The organism is Pseudomonas sp. GW822-FHT02D10 (assembly GCF_058802345.1).
Genome location: NZ_JBXAOB010000020.1, coordinates 24,552 through 46,172 on the forward strand (window position 1 = coordinate 24,552; position 21,621 = coordinate 46,172).

Annotated in this window: 22 protein-coding genes and 1 pseudogene; 9 read left to right on the plus strand and 14 right to left on the minus strand. The window is 59.3% G+C overall.

Translation table 11 applies throughout. The features are described 5' to 3' along the window. Positions 1 to 4 precede the first annotated feature (4 nt). Positions 5 to 412, plus strand: coding sequence for a hypothetical protein (locus AC1RPZ_RS24310; RefSeq protein WP_493140043.1), 408 nt, complete (start codon positions 5 to 7; stop codon positions 410 to 412). A gap of 54 nt (positions 413 to 466) precedes the next feature. Here the strand turns inward: AC1RPZ_RS24310 and AC1RPZ_RS24315 are convergent, their stop codons facing one another. Then, entirely contained in the window at positions 467 to 1,042 is a 576-nt protein-coding gene (locus tag AC1RPZ_RS24315) for a PIN domain-containing protein (protein WP_493140045.1), read from the minus strand. Continuing rightward, the gene (locus AC1RPZ_RS24320) at positions 1,039 to 1,506 is read right to left on the minus strand and encodes a helix-turn-helix domain-containing protein (RefSeq protein WP_493063665.1); all 468 of its coding nucleotides are present in this window, start codon (positions 1,504 to 1,506) and stop codon (positions 1,039 to 1,041) included. The genes AC1RPZ_RS24315 and AC1RPZ_RS24320 overlap by 4 nt, the downstream gene beginning before the upstream one ends. Before the next feature lie 212 nt (positions 1,507 to 1,718). Here AC1RPZ_RS24320 and AC1RPZ_RS24325 point away from each other — a divergent pair. The 3 genes and pseudogenes from AC1RPZ_RS24325 to AC1RPZ_RS24335 all read left to right on the plus strand — a co-directional run bounded on the left by AC1RPZ_RS24325 (position 1,719) and on the right by AC1RPZ_RS24335 (position 3,100). Further along, positions 1,719 to 1,932: pseudogene (locus AC1RPZ_RS24325) on the plus strand (type II toxin-antitoxin system HicA family toxin). After that, positions 1,932 to 2,336: a type II toxin-antitoxin system HicB family antitoxin gene (locus AC1RPZ_RS24330; protein ID WP_493140047.1), complete on the plus strand. Its 405-nt coding sequence runs from the start codon at positions 1,932 to 1,934 to the stop codon at positions 2,334 to 2,336. Before AC1RPZ_RS24325 ends, AC1RPZ_RS24330 begins: the two are co-directional and overlap by 1 nt. 134 nt (positions 2,337 to 2,470) lie before the next feature. Continuing rightward, a complete protein-coding gene (locus AC1RPZ_RS24335; protein ID WP_493140049.1) occupies positions 2,471 to 3,100 on the plus strand; it encodes a hypothetical protein in 630 nt (209 codons plus the stop codon). A gap of 62 nt (positions 3,101 to 3,162) precedes the next feature. Here the strand turns inward: AC1RPZ_RS24335 and AC1RPZ_RS24340 are convergent, their stop codons facing one another. The 8 genes from AC1RPZ_RS24340 to gcl all read right to left on the minus strand — a co-directional run bounded on the left by AC1RPZ_RS24340 (position 3,163) and on the right by gcl (position 12,761). Next, on the minus strand, positions 3,163 to 4,161 hold the full coding sequence (locus AC1RPZ_RS24340; protein WP_493140051.1) for a sulfate ABC transporter substrate-binding protein: 999 nt from the start codon (positions 4,159 to 4,161) through the stop codon (positions 3,163 to 3,165). 89 nt (positions 4,162 to 4,250) lie between these two features. Next, on the minus strand, positions 4,251 to 5,075 hold the full coding sequence (locus AC1RPZ_RS24345) for an ion transporter (protein WP_493140053.1): 825 nt from the start codon (positions 5,073 to 5,075) through the stop codon (positions 4,251 to 4,253). 21 nt (positions 5,076 to 5,096) lie between these two features. Beyond that, the gene (locus AC1RPZ_RS24350) at positions 5,097 to 6,017 is read right to left on the minus strand and encodes an urea transporter (protein ID WP_493140055.1); all 921 of its coding nucleotides are present in this window, start codon (positions 6,015 to 6,017) and stop codon (positions 5,097 to 5,099) included. 144 nt (positions 6,018 to 6,161) lie between these two features. Continuing rightward, on the minus strand, positions 6,162 to 7,577 hold the full coding sequence (gene pyk, locus AC1RPZ_RS24355) for a pyruvate kinase (RefSeq protein ID WP_493140057.1): 1,416 nt from the start codon (positions 7,575 to 7,577) through the stop codon (positions 6,162 to 6,164). After that, positions 7,567 to 8,847 (minus strand): glycerate kinase type-2 family protein, encoded by a 1,281-nt coding sequence (locus AC1RPZ_RS24360; RefSeq protein WP_493140059.1) that lies wholly within the window; start codon positions 8,845 to 8,847, stop codon positions 7,567 to 7,569. Before AC1RPZ_RS24360 ends, pyk begins: the two co-directional genes overlap by 11 nt. Before the next feature lie 179 nt (positions 8,848 to 9,026). Then, positions 9,027 to 9,917, minus strand: a complete 891-nt coding sequence (locus AC1RPZ_RS24365; RefSeq protein ID WP_493140060.1) for a 2-hydroxy-3-oxopropionate reductase — start codon at positions 9,915 to 9,917, stop codon at positions 9,027 to 9,029. 156 nt (positions 9,918 to 10,073) lie between these two features. Then, positions 10,074 to 10,856, minus strand: coding sequence for a hydroxypyruvate isomerase (gene hyi, locus AC1RPZ_RS24370; protein ID WP_493140062.1), 783 nt, complete (start codon positions 10,854 to 10,856; stop codon positions 10,074 to 10,076). A 129-nt stretch (positions 10,857 to 10,985) separates the two neighbouring features. Next, the gene (gene gcl, locus AC1RPZ_RS24375) at positions 10,986 to 12,761 is read right to left on the minus strand and encodes a glyoxylate carboligase (RefSeq protein ID WP_493140064.1); all 1,776 of its coding nucleotides are present in this window, start codon (positions 12,759 to 12,761) and stop codon (positions 10,986 to 10,988) included. Between the two features lie 268 nt (positions 12,762 to 13,029). On the opposite strand from gcl, the gene AC1RPZ_RS24380 reads away from it, so the two are divergent. Together AC1RPZ_RS24380 and AC1RPZ_RS24385 are read left to right on the plus strand one after the other, a co-directional pair. After that, positions 13,030 to 13,470 (plus strand): GlcG/HbpS family heme-binding protein, encoded by a 441-nt coding sequence (locus AC1RPZ_RS24380; RefSeq protein ID WP_493140066.1) that lies wholly within the window; start codon positions 13,030 to 13,032, stop codon positions 13,468 to 13,470. 196 nt (positions 13,471 to 13,666) lie between these two features. Beyond that, entirely contained in the window at positions 13,667 to 14,125 is a 459-nt protein-coding gene (locus tag AC1RPZ_RS24385) for an REP-associated tyrosine transposase (protein WP_493140068.1), read from the plus strand. Positions 14,126 to 14,233: 108 nt separating this feature from the next. On the opposite strand, the gene AC1RPZ_RS24390 is transcribed toward AC1RPZ_RS24385, so the two are convergent. Further along, positions 14,234 to 14,842: a TetR/AcrR family transcriptional regulator gene (locus tag AC1RPZ_RS24390; RefSeq protein WP_123423283.1), complete on the minus strand. Its 609-nt coding sequence runs from the start codon at positions 14,840 to 14,842 to the stop codon at positions 14,234 to 14,236. Between the two features lie 133 nt (positions 14,843 to 14,975). On the opposite strand from AC1RPZ_RS24390, the gene AC1RPZ_RS24395 reads away from it, so the two are divergent. Continuing rightward, the gene (locus tag AC1RPZ_RS24395) at positions 14,976 to 15,890 is read left to right on the plus strand and encodes a DUF808 domain-containing protein (protein WP_493140070.1); all 915 of its coding nucleotides are present in this window, start codon (positions 14,976 to 14,978) and stop codon (positions 15,888 to 15,890) included. A 194-nt stretch (positions 15,891 to 16,084) separates the two neighbouring features. On the opposite strand, the gene AC1RPZ_RS24400 is transcribed toward AC1RPZ_RS24395, so the two are convergent. Next, the gene (locus tag AC1RPZ_RS24400) at positions 16,085 to 16,873 is read right to left on the minus strand and encodes an MlaA family lipoprotein (RefSeq protein WP_493140072.1); all 789 of its coding nucleotides are present in this window, start codon (positions 16,871 to 16,873) and stop codon (positions 16,085 to 16,087) included. After that, positions 16,866 to 18,164 (minus strand): serine/threonine protein kinase, encoded by a 1,299-nt coding sequence (locus tag AC1RPZ_RS24405; RefSeq protein ID WP_493140074.1) that lies wholly within the window; start codon positions 18,162 to 18,164, stop codon positions 16,866 to 16,868. The genes AC1RPZ_RS24400 and AC1RPZ_RS24405 overlap by 8 nt, the downstream gene beginning before the upstream one ends. Positions 18,165 to 18,387: 223 nt before the next feature. Here AC1RPZ_RS24405 and AC1RPZ_RS24410 point away from each other — a divergent pair, with 223 nt between their 5' ends. Continuing rightward, a complete protein-coding gene (locus AC1RPZ_RS24410; protein ID WP_493140076.1) occupies positions 18,388 to 18,756 on the plus strand; it encodes a hypothetical protein in 369 nt (122 codons plus the stop codon). Positions 18,757 to 18,883: 127 nt separating this feature from the next. Here the strand turns inward: AC1RPZ_RS24410 and AC1RPZ_RS24415 are convergent, their stop codons facing one another. After that, positions 18,884 to 20,479, minus strand: coding sequence for a glycoside hydrolase family 17 protein (locus AC1RPZ_RS24415; protein ID WP_493140077.1), 1,596 nt, complete (start codon positions 20,477 to 20,479; stop codon positions 18,884 to 18,886). A gap of 288 nt (positions 20,480 to 20,767) precedes the next feature. Here AC1RPZ_RS24415 and AC1RPZ_RS24420 point away from each other — a divergent pair, with 288 nt between their 5' ends. Further along, positions 20,768 to 21,619, plus strand: a complete 852-nt coding sequence (locus AC1RPZ_RS24420; protein WP_493140079.1) for a glycine betaine ABC transporter substrate-binding protein — start codon at positions 20,768 to 20,770, stop codon at positions 21,617 to 21,619. Positions 21,620 to 21,621: the final 2 nt, after the last annotated feature.

The window sequence follows — 21,621 nt, forward strand, 5'->3', positions numbered from 1 at the left end:
CGCTATGACCGCGATTGCTCGTATCACCCTGCTCGGTCTTGTTTTGGGGTTAAGCGCATGCGCGGTCCAGCCGCCTTCACATGAAGGCCCCTTGCCGCCAATCCAGCCATCGTATCCGGGCAGCAAACCGAGGCCGACGACCGCTCCTGGTCAGCCGGTGACCCCAAACAAGCCCGCCAAACCACAGCCACGCACTTCCGCAAGCTTCGCTCCACCACCGGGTGGCAACAGCCACTGGGATGCGAAGCTCGGCGTCTACGTCCTCGACGACCAGACCGACACCTTCTACCGCCAGCGCACCTACTACCGCTGGAACAACGGCTGGAGCCGCAGCATCAGCCCGAATGGACCGTGGGAAGAGACGGATATTCATGGCGTTCCATCCGGGCTGGGAAGGCAGTTCGGACAGTAACGATAACGGCGACCTCAGGGTCGCCGTTTTTGTAGGTGCTTCTAGCAGTGAGGGTTAAAGAATGGCTCGGTATTCGGTTAGCGCCTTTACCGACTGTACCAGGCCTTGGCGTAGCAGAAGATCCAGGTAGGTATCGACATTCATGGGGGGCAGTTTCAGTTGCTGGCGCTGCCGTTGGGCTGACGCAATAACCGCCGCAGGATCCAGGTCGAAAAGGTTATCGATAAATTCGTCGGGGTGCTGGGCTTCGATGCCAAAGGGGTCGAGCTTTCTGGTCGGGAAGTCTTTTTGATTGAAGGTCACGATGACGCTGGCATTACAGCGTATGGCGGCAGCCAGGACATGACGGTCATTAACATCTGGCAGCGAAAGTCCTTCGATGAGGTTTTCATAACCGGTTACGCAGGCGTCGGGTATGGCCCGATTCATCAGGTCGGATGTGCGATCCAATTGTTCTGGCATCAGATCAGGACGGTTTTTCAGAAGATTCCTTTTCCATTCGTTGTGTATCTCCAGCGTCCATCTCGCTCGAAACCGTCCGGAAAGTGCGAGCCACATCAGAAAGTCGCGTAAGGGTGCGGGGTAAAGAACACAAGCGTCGTATACAACAGTAAAAGAGGAATGCCTCACTCGTATCCGAACCTCAACGCCTGTGCCTGTTCTGCGAGTAATGCCATTGCTTGTTCACTGGCTGCATCGCGCTTGCTTTTATAGTCCATCAATTCGGCAAAACGTACACGCCGGTGCTTGCCGGTTTTGTGGTAGGACAGTTCCCCGGATTCCAGCAGTTTGATTAGGTGCGGACGTGAGACATTCAGTAGGTCGGCGGCTTCCTGCGTGGTGAGTTCAGCATGAACCGGCACTACTTTGACCGCATTGCCCGCTGCCAGCTCCGCCAGGATATCGACAAGCAACCGCAGGGCCGAAGTGGGAAGTTCGACGCTGTGTGCTTCATTCTGCTCATCGAAAATCTGAATCCGCTGAGTGTCGAACTGCGTGGCGAGATAGCCTGCCAAGGTACGCTGACCTTCGATGGCGGCCTGTACCTCACGTTCCATAGGTAGATTGATCGGTGGATGAGTGACGGTAGACATGATGATTTCCGGTGTTCTGGATAGGCGATTCAGGAAGGTTATTCGAATTAAACGAAAATCGCAATAAACGAAACTCTTGGCTCTCTTCTACGCAAATCAGCGCTCGATTCAACACCCTGTAAAACAACCGTACGTCATGCATCGGTTTTTTGTGCTTGAGCAAATATAACTCTAGAGTTATTTTTAATCAGGCCGGTGCAAGGAGGCGCGTGGTGCAGAGCAGGTTATTGATCAGAGAGTTGGAGGCGGCAGGCTGGAGGCTCGATCGGGTCACCGGCAGTCATCACATCTTCACCCACCCTTACGGCCCATACACGATACCCGTACCTCATCCCAAGAAAGACTTGCCGATCGGGACGGTTAAAAAGCATCAGGCGGCGCGCCGGGCTTCGCTACCCGGTGGCCAGTTACGCAGGAGATCCGTAATGCAATACCCAATCTGTATCGAGTGGGGCGACGAGAACACCGCCATCGGTATTCAGATCCCCGATATTCCGGGCGCCGTCACCGCAGGCGACACGTTTGAAGAGGCTTACAACGCGGCGGTGGAAGTTGCCCACATCCTGCTGCAGGAAATTGCAGCAGGCGGGGAGGACATTCCAATGCCGACGTTGGCAGCGGCGCACCGGAGTCACCCGGACTTTGCCGGCATGGGCTGGGGCATGCTGGAACTCGACATCGCGCCTTACCTCGGCAAAACCGAGAAGGTCAACGTGACATTACCCGGCTACGTTATCCAGCGAATTGACCGTTATGTGCGTGAGCATAACGTCAAAAGCCGCTCTTCGTTTTTGGCGGACGCGGCGATGGAGAAGTTGGTACGGCATTGAGGGCTGTTCGCGGGCAGCAGCCCGAAGCCCGCGAAGCTTTCATCTTGTTTCGTAGCGCGCCTATGATCCGTGTGGGCGGTTGAGCCCTCTTGTATCAGTCATTTTTCAACGTTCCATCAGCGGAAACCGGTCCCATGAAAACGATGTTTGGAAGCCTGATACGCACTATTGGTGTGATCTCCCTGGGCGGTTTGCTGATCGCCACTTCTGTTCTGGCCCAGGACGCACCGGGCATGCGTATAGGCGTGCGTGGTGAAATTACCGGTGTGTCCGAAGAGGTCTTGAAAGTACACGCCAACAGCGGCGAGAACGGGGTCATCCAGTTGACCAAGGATACGAAGGTCCGCGCAGTGACCCTGGCCAATATCGAAGACATCAAGCCCGGCAGCTACATTGGCTCAGCGGCAATACCGCAAGCCGATGGCACGCTCAAGGCCTTGGAAGTGCATGTGTTCCCGCCCGAGATGGCCGGCACCGGCGACGGTCACCGCCCGTTCGATCTGGTCAAGGGCAGCAGCATGACCAATGGCAGCGTCGGCGATCTGGTGGTCAGCAATGGCCGAATCCTGACCGTCAATTACAAGGGCGGCCAGCAGACAATCCTGGTGCCGGAAGACGTGCCGATCGTCTACCTGACACCCGGCGACCGCAGCCTGCTCAAAGTCGGGGTCAAAGTCGTGTTGTTCGCCACCCAAAGCGTCGACGGCACCCTGACAGCTCAATCGATTTCGGCCGGCAAGGATGGCATGGCGCCGCCGATGTGAGTCACCAGCGAGTATAAAAAAGGCGACCCGCGAAGGTCGCCTTTTTCATGACTGGCCGATGCTTACTGCCCGCTGTAAATCTGGTCGAAAATCCCGCCATCATTGAAGTGGGTTTTTTGCACGGTGCGCCAGTCACCGAAGGTTTTCTCCACCGACAGGAAGTCGACTTTCGGGAACCGGTCGGTGTGCTTGGCAAGTACCGCTGGGTCACGCGGGCGCAGGTAGTTGGCGGCGGCGATTTCCTGGCCTTCCGGGGACCACAGGTACTTCAGGTATTCCTCGGCGGCAGCGCGGGTGCCTTTCTTGTCGACGACTTTGTCGACCACGCTGACCGGCGGCTCGGCTTCGGCGGAGACGCTTGGGTAGATCACTTCGAATTGGTCGCGGCCGAACTCGCGGGCGATCATTTCCGCTTCGTTCTCGAAGGTCACCAGTACGTCACCGATCTGGTTGGTCATGAAGGTGGTGGTGGCTGCACGGCCGCCGGTGTCGAGTACCGGGGCTTGTTTGAACAGCTTGCCGATGAAGGCCTTGGCCTTGTTCTCGTCACCGCCGTTTTTCAGCACGTAACCCCAGGCCGACAGATAGGTGTAGCGGCCGTTGCCCGAGGTTTTCGGGTTAGGCACGATCACCTGCACGCCGTCCTTGAGCAGGTCGGGCCAGTCTTTCAGGGCTTTCGGGTTGCCCTTTCGAACGATAAACACGGTGGCGGAAGTGAACGGAGCACTGTGGTCCGGCAGGCGAGTCACCCAGTTGTCCGGGACCAGTTTGCCGTTGTCGACCAAGGCGTTGATGTCGGTGGCCATGTTCATGGTGATGACGTCAGCCGGCAGGCCGTCGATCACTGAGCGGGCCTGTTTGCTGGAGCCGCCGAAGGACATCTGCAAGGTGATGTTTTCGTTGTGCTCGGCTTGCCAGTGTTTCTGGAAGGCAGTGTTGTAGTCCTTGTAGAAATCGCGCATCACATCGTAAGACACGTTGAGCAGGGTCGGTGCGGCCTGGGCCACGCTCGCGAGGGCCAGGCCAGCGGCCAGAAGTGAGGCGCCAAAGATCTTTTTCACTGCACATTCCTTTTGTTCGAGATGAAGGCCATTTGCCGTCGACTATAGCCGGGGCTACATATCCCTTTAAAGATTAAAAAGTACTTTGCTTATTCCATTTTTTTGAACAGCGCATTACCGCAGCGTGAGCAAAATGCCGCGCTGTGCTCATGGTGGTTCTTGCTGCACACCGGGCAGTCATGTTGCAGCTGTTCGCCGCGCATGGCCGTGGCCAGTTCGGCAGTGAATATCCCGGTGGGGACGGCGATGATCGAGTAACCGGTGACCATCACCATTGCCGAGATGACCTGCCCCAAAGCGGTCTTGGGCACGATGTCGCCATAACCGACAGTGGTCAGGGTGACGATCGCCCAGTAGATGCCTTTCGGAATGCTGGTAAAGCCATGTTCCGGACCTTCGACCACGTACATCAGCGTGCCGAACACCGTTACCAGCGTGCAGACGCTCAGCAGGAAAACGAGGATTTTCTGTTTGCTGCCGCGCAGGGCGTCGAGCAGGTAATGGGCTTGTTTCAGGTAGGGGCCGAGCTTGAGTACACGAAAGATCCGCAGCATACGGATGATTCGGATGATCAACAGGTACTGGGCATCGCTGTAATACAGCGCAAGGATCCCCGGCACAATCGCCAGCAAATCTACCAATCCATAGAAGCTGAAGGCATAGCGCAGCGGCCTGGGCGAGCAGTACAGGCGCAACACGTACTCGACCAGGAAGATCAGGGTAAAGCCCCACTCGATGTACGCCAGCGTATTGGCGAAGTTCTGATGAACGTCATCGATGCTGTCGAGGATCACCACCACCAGGCTGGCGAGAATGATCAGCAACAGCGTGCTGTCGAAGCGTCGCCCGGCCACCGTGTCGGTCTGGAAAATCATCACGTACAGGCGGTTACGCCACGTGTCGTTGCTGTCCATTCAAATCGCCTTGACCATAAATCAGCGCAGCCTAGGTTGATTCTCCGGGGTTTTGCAAGGCGCGCTGTCGATGGCGGCTTGGCGCAACAGCCGAATGCTGGCGTGCAGGAGCCAGCAGGCGAGGATGAATGGCGCCGTCAGGGTGGCCAGACCCAGAGCCGCGAAGCCCGGTGTCAGGAGGGTCGCCAGTGCGATGCCCAACAACGGCAGCCAGGGTTGGCGGCGTTGTTGGCTGAAGGCGAGGGCAGCCAGTGCCGGGTTGTAGCCATAAAGGCCAAGCAATGCGCCGGGAATCTCGTCCAGCCACAAGGCGCAGACCAGCCCCATGCCGGAACCGACCAGCGCCCAAATGGCAGCGCGGCGGTTGGCAAGCAGCAGCCCGGCGGCGATCAACACGCCCGCCAGGGGATGCTCGAGGAAGATGACTTGGCCCAGGCCTTTGAACTCGGCGCCGAGCAGGTTCAGGAAATCAAATTCTGGCAGTGATGCAGGTGTCGACTGTGCAGGGGCGGCAAAGCCCAGCAGTATCCAGCTCAACCCCACGAAAGGCGCGGTGTAGGCGGGCAGGCAATGCTGATCGTGAGCGCGCTTGAGCCATTGCTGGGTGAGGATTGCGCTCAGTCCGCCGCAGGCGATGATCAGCGGCGGCAGCATCGCCGACCAGCTGAACGTCAGGCTCAGCAACAGGCCGAGCAAGACGCCGTTGTAGCTGAAGAGCCCGGCCTGGCGATCAGCCTTGGCGTAGCCACGACGTTGCGCGGTCAGCAAACCGGCCACGCCACCCAACAGGGCGCCGCCGAGCAACGTCGGCGCGCTAAACAGGATGGCCAACAGGCACAGCAGGCCGCACAGCGGATTGCGCTGGAGGAAAATCTGGCTGAAGCCGTTGAGCAGGGCGGTTGCCCAGTCCGGACAGTGGGTGTTGAAGTGGTTTGAGGGCATTTTGAGTCTGTATCTGGTAAACCGAGGCGCCCCCATCGCGAGCAAGCTCGCTCCCACAGTTGATTTGTGTTGCTCACAAAATCAATGACTGAACAGAGATCCAGTGTGGGAGCGGGCTTGCTCGCGAAGAGGCCGGTACAGGCGCTAAATCAACGTCTCGATGCGCAACGAGTTAGTCGATCCCGGCTGGCCGAATGGCACGCCCGCAGTGATCAACAACGTGTCGCCGCGCTGGGCCATGCCTTGCGCCTGGGCGATTTCCAGCGCGGTGGAGCACACCTCGTCGACCTGCCGCAAACGATCGTTGACCACCGAGTGCACGCCCCACGCCACGCTCAAGCGCCGCGCAGTTGAAAGGTTCGGCGTGAGGTTGAGGATCGGCACTGCTGGCCGTTCTCGCGCGGCACGCAAACTTGAACTGCCGGACTCGCTGTAGTTCACCAACACCGCCACCGGCAGGATGTTGCTGATCCGGCGGATCGCACAGCTGATGGCGTCCGAGGTAGTGGCTTCGGCTTTTGGCCGGCTGACGTCCAGTTGCGCCTGGTAATCCGGGCCGCTTTCGACCTGGCGGATGATCTTGCTCATCATCTGCACTGCTTCAAGCGGGTAATCGCCAGAGGCGGTTTCTGCCGACAGCATCACCGCATCGGCACCTTCTGCTACAGCGTTGGCGACGTCGGTCACCTCGGCGCGAGTCGGTGCCGGGGAGAAACGCATGGATTCGAGCATCTGGGTCGCCACCACCACCGGTTTACCGAGCTGGCGGCAGGTGCTGATGATGTCTTTCTGGATCTGCGGCACGCTCTCGGCCGGTACTTCCACGCCCAGGTCGCCACGGGCAACCATGATCGCGTCGCTCAGTTCGGCGATTTCGCGCAGCTGTTCAACGGCCGATGGCTTTTCGATTTTCGCCATCAAAAAGGCTTTGTCGCCGATCAGCGCGCGGGCTTCACGAATGTCTTCCGGACGCTGCACAAACGACAGCGCGACCCAGTCCACACCCAGCTCCAGACCGAAGCTCAGGTCACGACGATCCTTGGCGGTCAACGGGCTGAGTTCGAGTACCGCTTGCGGCACGTTCACACCTTTACGATCCGACAGCTCACCGCCGTTGAGCACCGTGGTGTCGATGGCATCGGCGTATTTGGTCACCACCCGCAGGCGCAGTTTGCCGTCGTCCAGCAGCAGGTCCATGCCGGGTTCCAGCGCGGCGATGATTTCCGGGTGCGGCAGGTTGACCCGACGCTCGTCACCCGGTGTGGCGTCGAGGTCCAGGCGCAGGGCCTGACCACGCACCAGTTGCACCTTGCCCTCGGCAAACTTCCCGACCCGCAGTTTCGGGCCTTGCAGGTCCATCAGAATGCCGAGCGGGTAATTGAGTTGTCGCTCGACTTCGCGGATCCACTGATAGCGCTGGGCGTGGTCGGCGTGCTCGCCGTGGCTGAAGTTCAGGCGGAAGATGTTCACCCCGGCTTCGACCAGCTCACGGATTTTATCGATCCCGTCGGTGGCGGGGCCGAGGGTGGCGAGGATTTTGACCTTTTTATCAGGCGTCATTTTCAGGGCTCTCGAGGATCAGGATGGCGCGGAAGTCGTTGACGTTGGTGCGCGTCGGCTCGGTGACGATCAGCCCGTCGAGCGCGGCGAAATAGCCGTAGCCATTGTTGTTGTCCAGTTCATCGCTGGCGCTCAAGCCGAGGGCGGCGGCGCGGGCGTAGCTGTCCGGGGTCATGATTGCGCCGGCGTTGTCTTCGGAGCCGTCGATGCCGTCGGTGTCACCAGCCAGTGCGTAGACGCCGGGCAGACCTTTGAGGCTGTCGGTCAGGCTCAGCAGGAACTCGGCGTTGCGTCCGCCACGGCCATTGCCGCGTACGGTGACGGTGGTTTCGCCGCCAGAGAGAATCACGCAAGGCGCGGCCAACGGCTGACCGTGCAGCACCACTTGGCGCGCGATGCCAGCGTGGACTTTCGCCACCTCGCGGGATTCGCCTTCCAGGTCACCGAGGATCAACGGGCTGAAACCGGCCTGACGGGCTTTCACTGCCGCCGCTTCCAGGGATTGCTGCGGACGAGCGATCAGTTGGAAATGGCTGCGGGCGAGGCTCGGATCACCCGGTTTTACGGTTTCCGATTCCGGGCTTTGCAACCAGCTGCGCACCGACGCCGGAACCTCGATGGCGTAGCGTTTGAGGATCGCCAGGGCTTCGGCCGAGGTGCTCGGGTCAGCCACGGTTGGGCCGGAAGCGATCACCGTGGCGAGGTCGCCTGGGACATCGGAAATCGCGTAGGTATAAACAGTGGCAGGCCAGCAGGCTTTGCCGAGGCGGCCGCCCTTGATCGCCGAGAGGTGCTTGCGCACGCAGTTCATCTCGCCGATGGTCGCGCCGGACTTGAGCAGGGCTTTGTTGATCGCTTGTTTGTCGGCCAGGGTGATGCCAGCTGCTGGCAGGGCGAGCAAGGCCGATCCACCGCCCGACAGCAGGAAGATCACGCGATCGTTTTCGGTCAAATTGCTAACCAGTTCCAGCACCCGTTTCGCCACGGCCAGACCGGCTGCATCAGGCACCGGGTGGGCGGCTTCGACCACTTCGATTTTTTCGCATGGGGCGCCATGACCATAGCGGGTGACCACCAGGCCAGACACTTCACCCTGCCAGCAGCGCTCGACCACTTGGGCCATGGCCGCGGCGGCTTTGCCAGCACCGATGACGATCACTCGAGCGCTGCGTTCTTTGGGTAAATGGGCTTCGAGGACATGCTGCGGATGGGCCGCGTCGATGGCTGTGGCAAACAGCTCGCGCAGGAATTGTTGCGGATCGACCGACATGGCGGGCTCCCGGAGTTCTTGTTATTGGGGTAGGACGACAGCGGGTGTTGCGACGCGGTCCAGTGTGGGAGCTGGCTTGCCTGCGATTCAGGCGACGTGGTGTATCAGGTACACCGCGGCGATTTCATCGCGAGCAAGCCCGCTCCCACAGGGGACCGAGCCAGCTTCATGCAAGGGTTTTATTTATCGCGAATCGAGAAGTTCGCCATGTGTTCCAGGCCCTTGATCAGCGCCGAGTGGTCCCAATTGCTGCCACCGATGGCCGCGCAGGTGCTGAACACTTGCTGGGTGCCAGCGGTGTTGGGCAGGTTGATGCCCAGCTCGCGCGCACCGGCCAGCGCCAGGTTGAGGTCCTTCTGGTGCAGGCTGATGCGGAAACCTGGATCGAAGGTGCCTTTGATCATGCGCTCGCCGTGTACTTCAAGGATCTTCGACGAGGCGAAACCGCCCATCAGCGCTTCACGTACCTTGGCTGGATCAGCACCGTTTTTCGAGGCAAACAGCAGGGCTTCGGCAACGGCCTGGATGTTCAGCGCAACGATGATCTGGTTCGCGACTTTGGCGGTTTGACCGTCGCCATTGCCACCGACCAGGGTGATGTTCTTGCCCATGCTCTGAAACAGCGGCAGTGCACGTTCGAAAGCATCGCTGTCGCCACCGACCATGATGCTCAGGGTCGCGGCTTTGGCGCCGACTTCACCACCGGACACCGGGGCGTCGAGGTACTGCGCGCCTTTCTCGTTGATCTTCGCTGCGAAGGCTTTGGTCGCGGTCGGCGAGATCGAGCTCATGTCGATGACAACCTTGCCTTTGCCAACACCGGCGGCGACGCCATCGGCACGGAACAGCACGTCGTCGACTTGTGGGGTATCCGGCACCATGACGATGATGAACTCGGCTTCCTGAGCGACTTCTTTCGGGCTCGCCAGAGCGACCGCGCCGCCAGCGACCAGGTCAGCTGGAGCGGGGTCGTGGTGTGCCGACAGGAACAGGCTGTGACCGGCTTTCTGCAGGTTCAACGCCATTGGGTGGCCCATGATGCCGGTGCCGATAAATCCGATTTTAGCCATGAGAAAATCCTCTTGTTTTTATTGCTGCTTCAAGCAAATAGGGGAGCGCTGCTTTTGTGGGAGCGAGCTTGCTCGCGATAGCGGTGGAACAGGCAACAGAGATGTCGAATGTTATGGCCTCATCGCGAGCAAGCTCGCTCCCACAGGGAAATCACTTCAAATTACGTTATGGGTTTTCAACCAACCCAAACCCGCTTCAGTGGTGGTCAGCGGCTTGTATTCACAACCGACCCAGCCCTGATAACCGATGCGGTCCAGGTGTTCGAACAGGAAGCGGTAGTTGATTTCACCGGTGCCCGGCTCGTTACGACCCGGGTTGTCGGCCAGTTGAATGTGGTTGATCTCGCCCAGATGCGTCGCCATGGTGCGGGCCAGGTCGCCCTCCATGATTTGCATGTGGTAGATGTCGTATTGCAGGAACAGGTTGGCGCTGCCCACGTGTTCGCGAATCGACAGCGCCTGAGCGGTGTTGTTCAGATAGAAGCCCGGAATGTCACGGGTGTTGATGGCTTCCATCACCAGTTTGATGCCCACCGCTTGCAGCTTGTCAGCGGCATATTTGAGGTTGGCGACAAAGGTCTTTTCCACGGTGGCATCGTCGACGCCTTGTGGGCGGATACCGGCCAGGCAGTTGATTTGGGTGTTGCCCAGAACCTGTGCATAGGCGATCGCCAGATCGACCCCGGCGCGGAACTCTTCCACGCGATCCGGATGGCAGGCGATCCCGCGTTCACCCTTGGCCCAGTCACCGGCCGGCAGGTTGAACAGCACTTGGGTCAGGTCGTTGGCATCCAGTTGAGCCTTGATCTCGGCGGAGCTGAAATCGTAAGGGAACAGGTATTCGACACCGCTGAAGCCGGCTTTGGCGGCCGCTTCGAAGCGGGCAAGAAAATCCTGCTCGGTAAACAGCATGGACAGGTTGGCTGCGAAACGCGGCATGGTGGTCTCCTAAATTTGTGAGGCCTCCTGTGGGAGCGAGCTTGCTCGCGATGGCGGTGTGCCAGACAACAGCAATGTTGAATGTGCTGGCCTCATCGCGAGCAAGCTCGCTCCCACAGGGGGGCACGGTCAGTCGAGCAACGAAATCGCAGTCGGTGCGTCGGTGCCGACCAGCGCCAGGTCTTCGAATTCGTTGACGGCGTTGATCTCGGTGCCCATGGAAATGTTGGTCACGCGCTCCAGGATGATCTCGACGATCACCGGCACCTTGAACTCCTCGATCAGCTCTTGCGCCTTGCGCAGGGCAGGGGCGATATCAGCCGGTTCGAACACGCGTAGAGCCTTGCAACCCAGGCCTTCGGCAACCGCTACGTGGTCAACCCCGTAACCGTTGAGCTCCGGTGCGTTGAGGTTGTCGAAGGACAGCTGCACGCAGTAGTCCATGTCGAAACCGCGCTGTGCCTGACGGATCAGGCCCAGGTACGAGTTGTTCACCACCACGTGGATGTACGGCAGTTTGAACTGCGCGCCCACTGCCAGTTCTTCGATCATGAACTGGAAGTCGTAGTCGCCCGAAAGGGCTACGACCGAGCGCGAGGGATCAGCCTTGACTACGCCCAGCGCTGCCGGAATGGTCCAGCCCAGAGGACCGGCCTGACCGCAGTTGATCCAGTGACGCGGTTTGTAAACGTGCAGGAACTGCGCGCCGGCAATCTGCGACAGACCAATGGTGCTGACGTAGCAGGTGTCTTTTCCGAACACCTGGTTCATCTCTTCATACACGCGTTGCGGCTTGACCGGCACGTTGTCGAAGTGAGTCTTGCGGTGCAGGCTGGACTTGCGCTGCTGGCAGTCTTGCAACCAGGCGCTGCGGTCCTTCAATTTGCCGGCGGCTTTCCACTCGCGGGCCACTTCGATGAACATTTTCAGTGCCAGGCCAGCGTCGGAAACGATGCCCTGATCTGGCGTGAACACACGGCCGATCTGGGTCGGTTCGATGTCGACGTGAATGAATTTGCGGCCTTCGGTGTACACGTCAACCGAACCGGTGTGACGGTTGGCCCAACGGTTACCGACACCCAGCACCACGTCGGATTTGAGCATCGTCGCGTTGCCGTAACGGTGCGAAGTCTGCAAGCCGACCATGCCGACCATCAGCGGGTGATCGTCCGGGATCGTGCCCCAGCCCATCAGGGTCGGGATAACCGGGATACCGGTCAGCTCGGCGAATTCCACCAGCAGGTCGCTGGCGTCGGCGTTGATGATGCCGCCGCCGGCTACCAGCAATGGGCGTTCAGCCTGATCGAGCATGGCCAGGGCTTTCTCGACCTGCTTGCGGGTTGCCGCTGGCTTGGCCAGTGGCAGTGGCTCGTAAGCATCGATGTCGAATTCGATTTCGGCCATCTGCACGTCGAACGGCAGGTCGATCAGTACCGGGCCTGGGCGGCCGGAGCGCATTTCATAGAAAGCTTTCTGGAACGCGTAAGGCACCTGGCCCGGTTCCATGACAGTGGTCGCCCACTTGGTCACTGGCTTGACGATGGTGGTGATGTCGACGGCCTGGAAGTCTTCCTTGTGCATACGGGCGCGGGGTGCCTGCCCGGTGATGCAAAGAATCGGGATCGAGTCGGCCGAGGCGCTGTAAAGCCCGGTGACCATGTCGGTGCCAGCAGGGCCGGAGGTGCCGATGCACACGCCGATGTTGCCGGCCTTGGTGCGGGTGTAACCCTCGGCCATGTGCGAGGCGCCTTCAACGTGGCGAGCGAGGACGTGATCGATGCCGCCGACCTTTTGCAGGGCGGAGTACAGCGGGTTGATTGCAGCGCCCGGAATGCCAAAAGCGGTATCAACCCCTTCACGGCGCATCACCAGAACGGCGGCTTCGATTGCTCTCATTTTGCTCATGGTTTTGTGCCTCTTTACGTTTTGTAATTGTATACAAGTGGCTTTGCGCAGAGTGTATTCACGGCGGACGGCGCAGGTCAATCCATTTTCTCAAGCAGCTGTTTCATTCGTCGGAGGGCCATAAATGCTGTGGCGTTTCGTCGCATGAGCTGCTTTTCGAAAATTATTGTATACAAAAAAACAATTCATTGTGTTCTATTTGTTGCGTCGGGCTTCTCAACAAAAAGAAACCCAAAGGCTTTCCCATAACAAGATAAGGACGGCACCCATGAGCGCTTTAACCTTGAAAGTCGCAGTCAATCTGACCGGTCAGGCCATCGCCTTCGGGCGCAAAATCGCCGCGGCACCGCTGACCATTGCAGTACTCGATGCCGGCGGGCATTTGTTGAGCTTGCAGCGTGAAGACGGCGCGAGCCTGCTTCGTCCACAGATCGCCATCGGCAAAGCCTGGGGTGCGATCGCCATGGGCAAGGGTTCGCGGCTATTGGCACTGGACGCACAACAACGCCCGGCGTTTATCGCGGCGTTGAACAGTCTGGGGCAGGGCAGCGTCGTACCCGCGCCAGGCGGGGTGCTGATTCGGGATCAGGACGGGGTTGTGCTGGGGGCGATCGGCATCAGCGGTGACACCTCGGATATCGATGAACAATGCGCGATCAGCGCCATCGAGGAACAGGGGTTGCGGGCGGATGCGGGTGTGACGGCCTGATTTGTGTTGACTGATCTACCGCCATCGCGAGCAGGCTCGCTCCCACATTGGATCTCCTGTGTTCACAAATCCCCTGTGGGAGCGAGCCTGCTCGCGATAGCTATCTACCAGACACATCCAGCTAAAGGTCTGCCCTACCATCCGGCATTCACAAGTCTAGCCTTCTTCATGACTTGATCATGGAAGGGGCAAGGGTATGCCGGATCTACCCGCTTCACATCGCTTGCGCATCGGCCGCTATGCCGAACAGAACCGAATTTACCTTCTGACTGCCAACACGCTTGGTAGAGAGCCTGTTTTCAACGACTTTGTCTTGGGTAGATTAGTCATCGCACAGTTTCGCGCCGCGCAAGACCAAGGCTGTGCTAACTCATTGGCGTGGGTTGTCATGCCCGATCACTTTCATTGGTTGATCGAGTTGCAGCAGGGGGCGCTGAGTGGATTGATGCAAAGGACCAAGTCATTGAGTACTAAAGCGGTAAACCTGTCCACCGGTCGTAAGGTCAGCCTTTGGCAGAAAGGCTTTCATGATCGGGCGCTGCGCCGTGAGGAAGATCTCGTAAAGCTGGCTCGGTATGTTGTGGCCAACCCATTGCGGGCGGGGCTGGTTGAGCGGCTTGGCGATTATCCGCTGTGGGATGCTATCTGGGTTTGACCGAATACCGAGTTGCCCCCATCGCGAGCAGGCTCGCTCCCACATTGGACTGTAGTGTTCACAAACCCCCTGTGGGAGCGAGCTTGCTCGCGATGGGGGCGTTGCGGTCTACCTGTCAGGCTCGCAGCCCTTGAGCACCAACCGAATGATGGTCTGCGCCGCCGCTTCGTAGTCGCTTTCATCCAGCTTGGCCTTGCCGGTGACGGCGGAGATCTGCCAGTCGAAGTCGGCGTAGGTCTGGGTCGCGGCCCAGATGCTGAACATCAGGTGATTGGGGTCGATGGGGGCGATCTGGCCGCGATCGATCCAGGTCTGGATGCAGTCGATGTTGTGCTTGGCCTGAGCGTTGAGCTGTTCGACCAGGTCGGCGCTCAGGTGCGGTGCACCGTGCATGATCTCGCTGGCAAACACCTTGGATGCGAACGGCAGGTCGCGGGAGATGCGAATCTTCGAGCGAATGTAGCCGCTGAGCACTTCGCTGGGCACACCGTCGGCGTTGAACGGCGTCGAGGCCGCAAGGATCGGCTCGATGATGCTTTCAAGGACCTCGCGGTAGAGGTTTTCCTTGGATTTGAAGTAGTAGTAGACGTTGGGCTTGGGCAACCCCGCCTTGGCCGCGATGTCACTGGTTTTGGTCGCGGCGAAGCCTTTGTCGGCAAACTCTTCACTGGCGGCACGCAGGATCAGTTCTTTATTGCGTTCGCGGATAGTGCTCATAAACCAGGTGATTCCTTGCCTGTACTGGCGGTTGCGCATGGTAGCACCGGCCTCGCGCGGCGCTCAAGAATGCCCTGGAGCGGCTCGGCACGTTATGCTGCGCAACATTCATTTGCAAAGGAAACCATGATCCATGGCAGGAAGCAGTTTGCTGGTGCTGATCGACGATATCGCCGCCGTACTCGACGATGTCGCGCTGATGACCAAGATGGCCGCGAAGAAGACCGCCGGCGTGCTTGGCGACGACTTGGCGCTCAACGCCCAGCAGGTATCCGGTGTACGCGCCGAGCGGGAAATCCCGGTGGTCTGGGCCGTGGCCAAGGGCTCGTTTCGCAACAAACTGATTTTGGTGCCGTCGGCGCTGGCCATCAGTGCATTCATCCCTTGGCTGGTCACACCCTTGTTGATGGTCGGTGGCGCCTATTTGTGTTTTGAAGGTTTCGAAAAGCTTGCGCACACATTCCTTCACAGCAAGGCTGAAGATCAGGCGCAACACGCGCAATTGGTCGAAGCTGTAACTGATCCGGCGACTGATCTGGTGGCGTACGAGCAGGACAAGATCAAAGGCGCGGTGCGCACCGACTTCATCCTTTCGGCTGAAATCATCGCCATCACCCTCGGCACCGTCGCCGGTGCAACGCTAATGCAGCAAGTGATCGTGCTGTCAGGCATCGCTATCATCATGACCGTCGGCGTTTATGGCCTGGTGGCGGGCATCGTCAAACTCGACGACCTCGGACTGTGGCTGACCCAGAAGCCCGGAGAGATGGCCAAAAGTATCGGCGGCGCCATCCTGCGCGCCGCGCCGTACATGATGAAAAGCCTCTCGGTGATTGGCACTGCGGCGATGTTCCTGGTCGGCGGCGGGATTCTCACCCACGGCGTGCCGGTGGTGCATCACTGGATTGAAGGTGTCAGTCAGAGCACGGCCGGTTTCTCGTGGATCGTGCCGAGCTTGCTCAACGCGGCAGCGGGGATTGTTGCGGGCGCGGTGGTGTTGGCGGGTGTGATGGTGGTGAGCAAGATCTGGAAAGCAGTCAAAGGCTAAAGCCTGGACACTATCCAAGGGCAAAACTTATCAACTGTGGGAGCGAGCTTGCTCGCGATAGCGGTCTAACCGTCAACATCGATGTTGAATGTTATGGCCTCATCGCGAGCAAGCTCGCTCCCACAGTTGATTTGTGGTGTGCATGAAAAAGGCCATTCGATCCGCTTGAATGGCCTATTTTGTTGCCGATGAAGTTACTCGGCAATCTGCAACTTGCGCGCTTCGGTGTACACGTAACGCACTTTCTCGTACTCGAATGGCGAGTTTAGCTGGCCGTAGCGGAAGTTGGTCTGGTAGCGCTTGTCGATGCCGCGCAGGACCCAGATTTCCGGGTGATTTTCGCTGACTTTCGACACGTTCAGGTAGTTGATTGCCGACTCCGCCGTGTAGTCGACCGCAAGACCGGCGGTATCACGCAGGTTTGATGGGCCGAGAATCGGCAGCATGAGGTAGGCGCCGCCCGGAACCCCGTAGAAGCCCAGTGTCTGGCCGAAGTCTTCGACCTGGCGTGGCAGGCCCATGGCGGTGGCCGGGTCCCACAGGCCGCCGATGCCGAGGGTGGTGTTGAGCAGCAAGCGCCCGGTGGTTTGCATCGAGCGCTGGCCCTTGAACTGCAGCAAGCTGTTGACCAGGTTGGGCACGTCGCCCAGGTTGTTGAAGAAGTTGCTGACGCCGGTGCGCAGGAAACTTGGGGTGATGTAGCGATAACCGTCGACCACCGGCAGGAACACCCACTGATCGAAGCGATAGTTGAAGTGGTAGACCCGACGGTTCCACGACTCCAATGGGTCATAGACGCTCAGCGCACTCAGGGTCGAGCGTTCGAATTCGCGTTGGTCCAGCCCTGGGTTGAACTTGAGTTTGGTCATGGGCTCGGTGAAGCCGTCCTGATCGACTACGGTCGTGCTGTTGGCCTTGCTGTTGTCGGCATTGGCATAACCTGCGCAGAGCAACGCGGCGAGTAGCAGAAAGTGTTTAGCCACGGAAGAACTCCAGCATGGCGTCGGCGTTGACGCGGTAGTTGAGGTTGCCGCAATGGCCGCCGTGAGGGTAAACCGTCAGGCGGTCGCCGAAGGTTTTACGCAGGAAGCCGAGGTCGCCCGGGCCGAGGATCACATCGTCGGCATTGTGCATCACGGCGATTTTCGGGCTGTCGTGCAGGTAGTCCTTGAGCGCATAGAGGCTGACCTGGTCGATCAACTGCAAGATGCTGCCGCCATCGGTGCGGGCGCGCCACATGGGGATCACCTGCTCGGTGAGGTAGCAGTCGAAATCACATTGCAGTGCACGCTTGAGGAACGGCGTGAGGCTGGTGCCTTCGGTGATCGGAAACTTGGGCGGGGTGATCAGGCCGCGTCGGTTGATCAGGTCCGAGGTAAAGGCGATATCGGCCGCCGAAAAGCGGAACGAGGTGCCGATCAGCATGGCCATCTGTTCGTTGGTCAGGTGCTGCTTCGATTGCTGGAAGTCGTAGACCAGCGCGTCGTTGAGGTCGATGTAGCCTTTCTGCTGGAAGTAGCGGGTCAGCTTGTTGAGCACCAGTTCATAGAAGGTGGTGCTGTTGTTGATGCCCTTGACCTCGGTTTGTACCAGTTTGTCGAGGTTGGTGACGGAGGTGTAGAGGTTGACCGGAGGGTTGAGCAGCAAGACTTTCTTGAAGTTGAAGCTGCGTCGGGTTTCATCCAGCTTACTGACAAACGCCGCATCCAGTCCGCCCAGGCTGTAGCCGGTGAGGTAGTAGTCGGTGATCGGCAGCTTCGGGTTTTGCGCGCGAACCGCTTGCATCACGCGGTACATGTCCTCGGCGTCTTCCTTGGACACGCCTGGGGTGGCGAAGCGCGAGGCGGCGCTCATGAAGTCGAAACTGGTCGGTGAGGACAGTTGCACAACGTGATAACCGGCCTTGTAGTAGAGCTTTTTCAGGTATTCGTTAATGCTGCTGTCGAAGCGCGCACCCGTGCCGGAAATCAGGAAAATCAGCGGTGCGGCGTGATCCTGAGTGGCCATGCGATAGGTGAGCTTTTTCACTGCCCAGAAATTGTCCGGCAGGTTGAAGTCGCGCTCCGGGCGCAGCGTCAGGGTGTAATCCGATTGGTGGATCTGGTCGTTGGACGGCAGCTCGGGACGCAACTCCGGCGGGGTCGTGGCGATGGTCGCCTCGAACGGGTTGGTCAAGGGGTAGCCATAGCTGACGGCGTCGATGTCTGCCGCCAGTGCGGACGCACTCAAGATAAGGCCGCCAAACAAGGCAGCAAAGCGCAAGGAACGGAGCATGACTAAATCCCTTAGAGGAAGGTGCCTGATGAGGTTCGCAGGCTATGACCATCGGTAGTGCGCCTAAGTGCCATGGGGCGGCATCAAAGAGGCTGAATTCGGATCAATAGTGGCCGAACGATACACTTTGCAGCGATTGGCTGAACAGTTTTCTGATGGTCTTGCTTGCTTACCGCTGGCGGGCGATTAAGCTGGGCGCCGTTTTCGTTTATCGGAGTGCTTCATGTCTCGCCGTCTGCCCGTCATTATTTTGCTTATCGCCTTGCCGCTGTGGCTGGCTGCCAGTTTTGGCCTGCGTTATGTCCTGATGGAGGATGCGCAGTGGGTCGGTCTCTGCATCGATGAGGCGAGCCGTTGGGAATGCCAGGCGCGTTCGACCCTCGGCTTGATGATTCACTTCAAGGTGATGGGCTGGGCTGCATTGGCGGCGGCGGTGCTGGGCTTTGTTGTGCCGGGTCGGGCCGGCTGGTGGCTGGCGGTGCTGGCGCTGGTGTTCGGGTTTCCGGCATTGGCCTTGTACAACACCGGCATTGCGGTATTTGCCGTGGTGATCGCGGGGTTGCGGTTGGTCCGGGCGCCGCGAGCTACCTGATAGACCGTCATCGCGAGCAAGCTCGCTCCCACATTGGATCATCTGTGTACACAAATTATGTGAACGACCGAGATCAAGAGTGGGAGCGAGCTTGCTCGCGATAGCACCGACAGGTGCTCTATACAAATTAAGCGTTGCGCACCCGCAAGCTGCGCCACAGCGCGGCGACCATCAACAGGCAAACCAGCGCCCAGCCCCAGGCTTGCTGGTTGAACAGGCCTTCGCGGTACAGTTGCGGGGCAATGCTGGCACCGATGATGAAGGCCAACAGTGCAATTTCCCGACGCGGAGCGCTGACCGGGCGAATCAGGTAGACCAGCGCCGGCAGCAGCAGGGCGGCGCTTGGGAAGCTGCGATAACGCGGTTCGAACACCAGCGCCAGCATCATCACCGCCGCAGCGAACCCGGCAGCGGCCAGCAGCCAGCCGGCACGACGTTCCAGCGCATTGAAGGCGCGTTCACGCCAACCGGTTCCGGCACTCAGGAACAATGCCGCGTGGGCCAGTACCAGCAGGTTCAGGACGGTGAGCAACCCGGCAGAGATCCATTCATCAGCAAAGCGGCTGGTGGCACGAGCCAGCTCACCCCAGGTGCCAATGGAGCACGCAGCGACCGCGCCGAGCAGTGGCAACATCAACGCTGCGCGAGTACTGCGTACACGGCCGCCCAGCATCAGCGTAGCGAGGAAGATCAGGCCACCGACGGCCAGCCATTGCGGCCAGAACGGCAGATTGGTAACGGGGCCTGCCAGCACGCCCTTATCCTGACGGTTTGCATCGAACAGCCCCCAGTAACCGCCGACCGCACCTTCACTGGCACGTTTCCACGGCTGGTCAAAGGCTTCGATCAGGTTGTAGTGCCAACCTTGTTGCTCGGCCATCGCCACAAAACCACGAATGAACTTGGCTTCATTGACCCGGCTCGGGACTGCGGTTTCCCGTTGACGGCCTTCGCTTGGCCAGCCGGTCTCGCCAATCAGCACGTCCTTGGGCGCGAAACGGCTGCCAAATAGCTGCCGAACCTCGGCGACGTGCTGGAGGGCGGCGTCGATGTTGGACGGATCATCTTCCCAGTACGGCAGCAAGTGGATGGTCAGGAAGTCCACCGCCGGGGCGACTTCAGGATGCTTGAGCCAGAACTCCCAGACGTCGGCGTAGGTCACCGGCTGTTTGACGTGACTTTTGACGTGGTTGATCAACTTGGCCAATTGCGCGCCGGTCACTTCCTTGCGCAGCAGCGTTTCGTTGCCGACGATCACCGCGCTGACCACGTCCGGGTTGGCGTTGGCCTCGGCGATCAGCAGTTCGACTTCCTTGGCGGTGTCCACCGGATTGCTGTTGACCCAGGCGCCGATCATCAGTTTCAGGCCATGTTTGCGCGCCAGATCCGGCAGTGCTTCCAGGCCGGTCATCGAATAGGTGCGAATGCACTCGAAGCGGGTTGCCAGCAGGGCGAGGTCGGCGTCCATGCGCTCGGGGCGTAATTTGAATGGCTGATCGAACGGCGATTGGTCTTTATCGAACGGTGTGTAAGAGGCGCACTGCAATTTGTGCGTGGCACTGGCCACGTCCGGCAGCAGCACCGGTTGACCGAGCCCGTACCAGTAACCACCGAGGGCAAACAGGCCAAGCAGGCAGGAAAATAGATAAGCGAAGAAAGGGAAACGCGAGGTGGCGGGCATGGTCAGGCCGTCTGGGAACAAAGCCGCGCATCTTACCTGCATTTGTCCTGTGCTTGGTGGCCTGCATGATTTTGATATGCAATGTTCGAGCGGGAATGGTCGGGGTATTTTTGCAGGTCGCGGTTACTGGCGTTCTGATGTCGTTTCTCGTTGCGTTGAGGTCGCAGACAGAGCAGGTCGCCATGGGCGCGAGGTTGATTATCGACGTATCAGTACTCCGCTGATGTTCGAACGAGTTTGCGGTGAGGCGTGATGGGGGCGCTGTGCACCATAACAATACGTTGACGCTGCTCGGCATCCGTCGGGCGCAGCACTTTCGGGGAAGTAACGATGAAGATGCGACGACTCTTGGGCGCGGGTGCGGCTTTGGTACTGGCGATCAGTTCTACTGTGGCCAGTGCTGAAGGCAAGGCAGTGACTATCGGTTATGTTGACGGCTGGTCGGACAGTGTCGCCACGACCAACGTGGCGGCTGAAGTGATCAAGCAAAAGCTCGGCTACGACGTGAAGCTGCAGGCCGTGGCCACCGGGATCATGTGGCAGGGTGTAGCCACCGGCAAACTCGATGCGATGCTGTCAGCCTGGCTGCCAGTGACTCACGGCGAATACTGGGCGAAGAACAAGGATCTGGTCGTCGATTACGGCCCGAACTTCAAGGACGCGAAAATCGGTCTGATCGTGCCGGAGTACGTCAAGGCCAAGACCATTGACGATCTTAAAGCCGACGAAAGCTTTAAAGGTCGGATCGTCGGCATCGACGCCGGTTCAGGCGTGATGCTCAAGACCGATCAGGCGATCAAGGATTATGGTCTGAGCAACTACACCCTCAAGGCCAGTTCCGGTGCCGGCATGATTGCCGAGCTGACCCGTGCCGAGAAGAAAAACGAATCCATCGCTGTCACCGGTTGGGTGCCGCACTGGATGTTCGCCAAGTGGAAACTGCGCTTCCTGGAAGACCCAAAAGGCGTTTATGGCGCAGCTGAAACCGTGAACAGCATCGGTAGCAAAGAGCTGGCAACCAAAGCGCCGGAAGTCGCGAAGTTCCTGAAGAACTTCCAGTGGTCGTCGAAAGACGAAATCGGCGAAGTCATGTTGGCCATTCAGGATGGTGCCAAGCCTGAAGTGGCAGCCAAGGACTGGGTGGCCAAACACCCTGAGCGCGTCGCTCAGTGGACCAAATAATT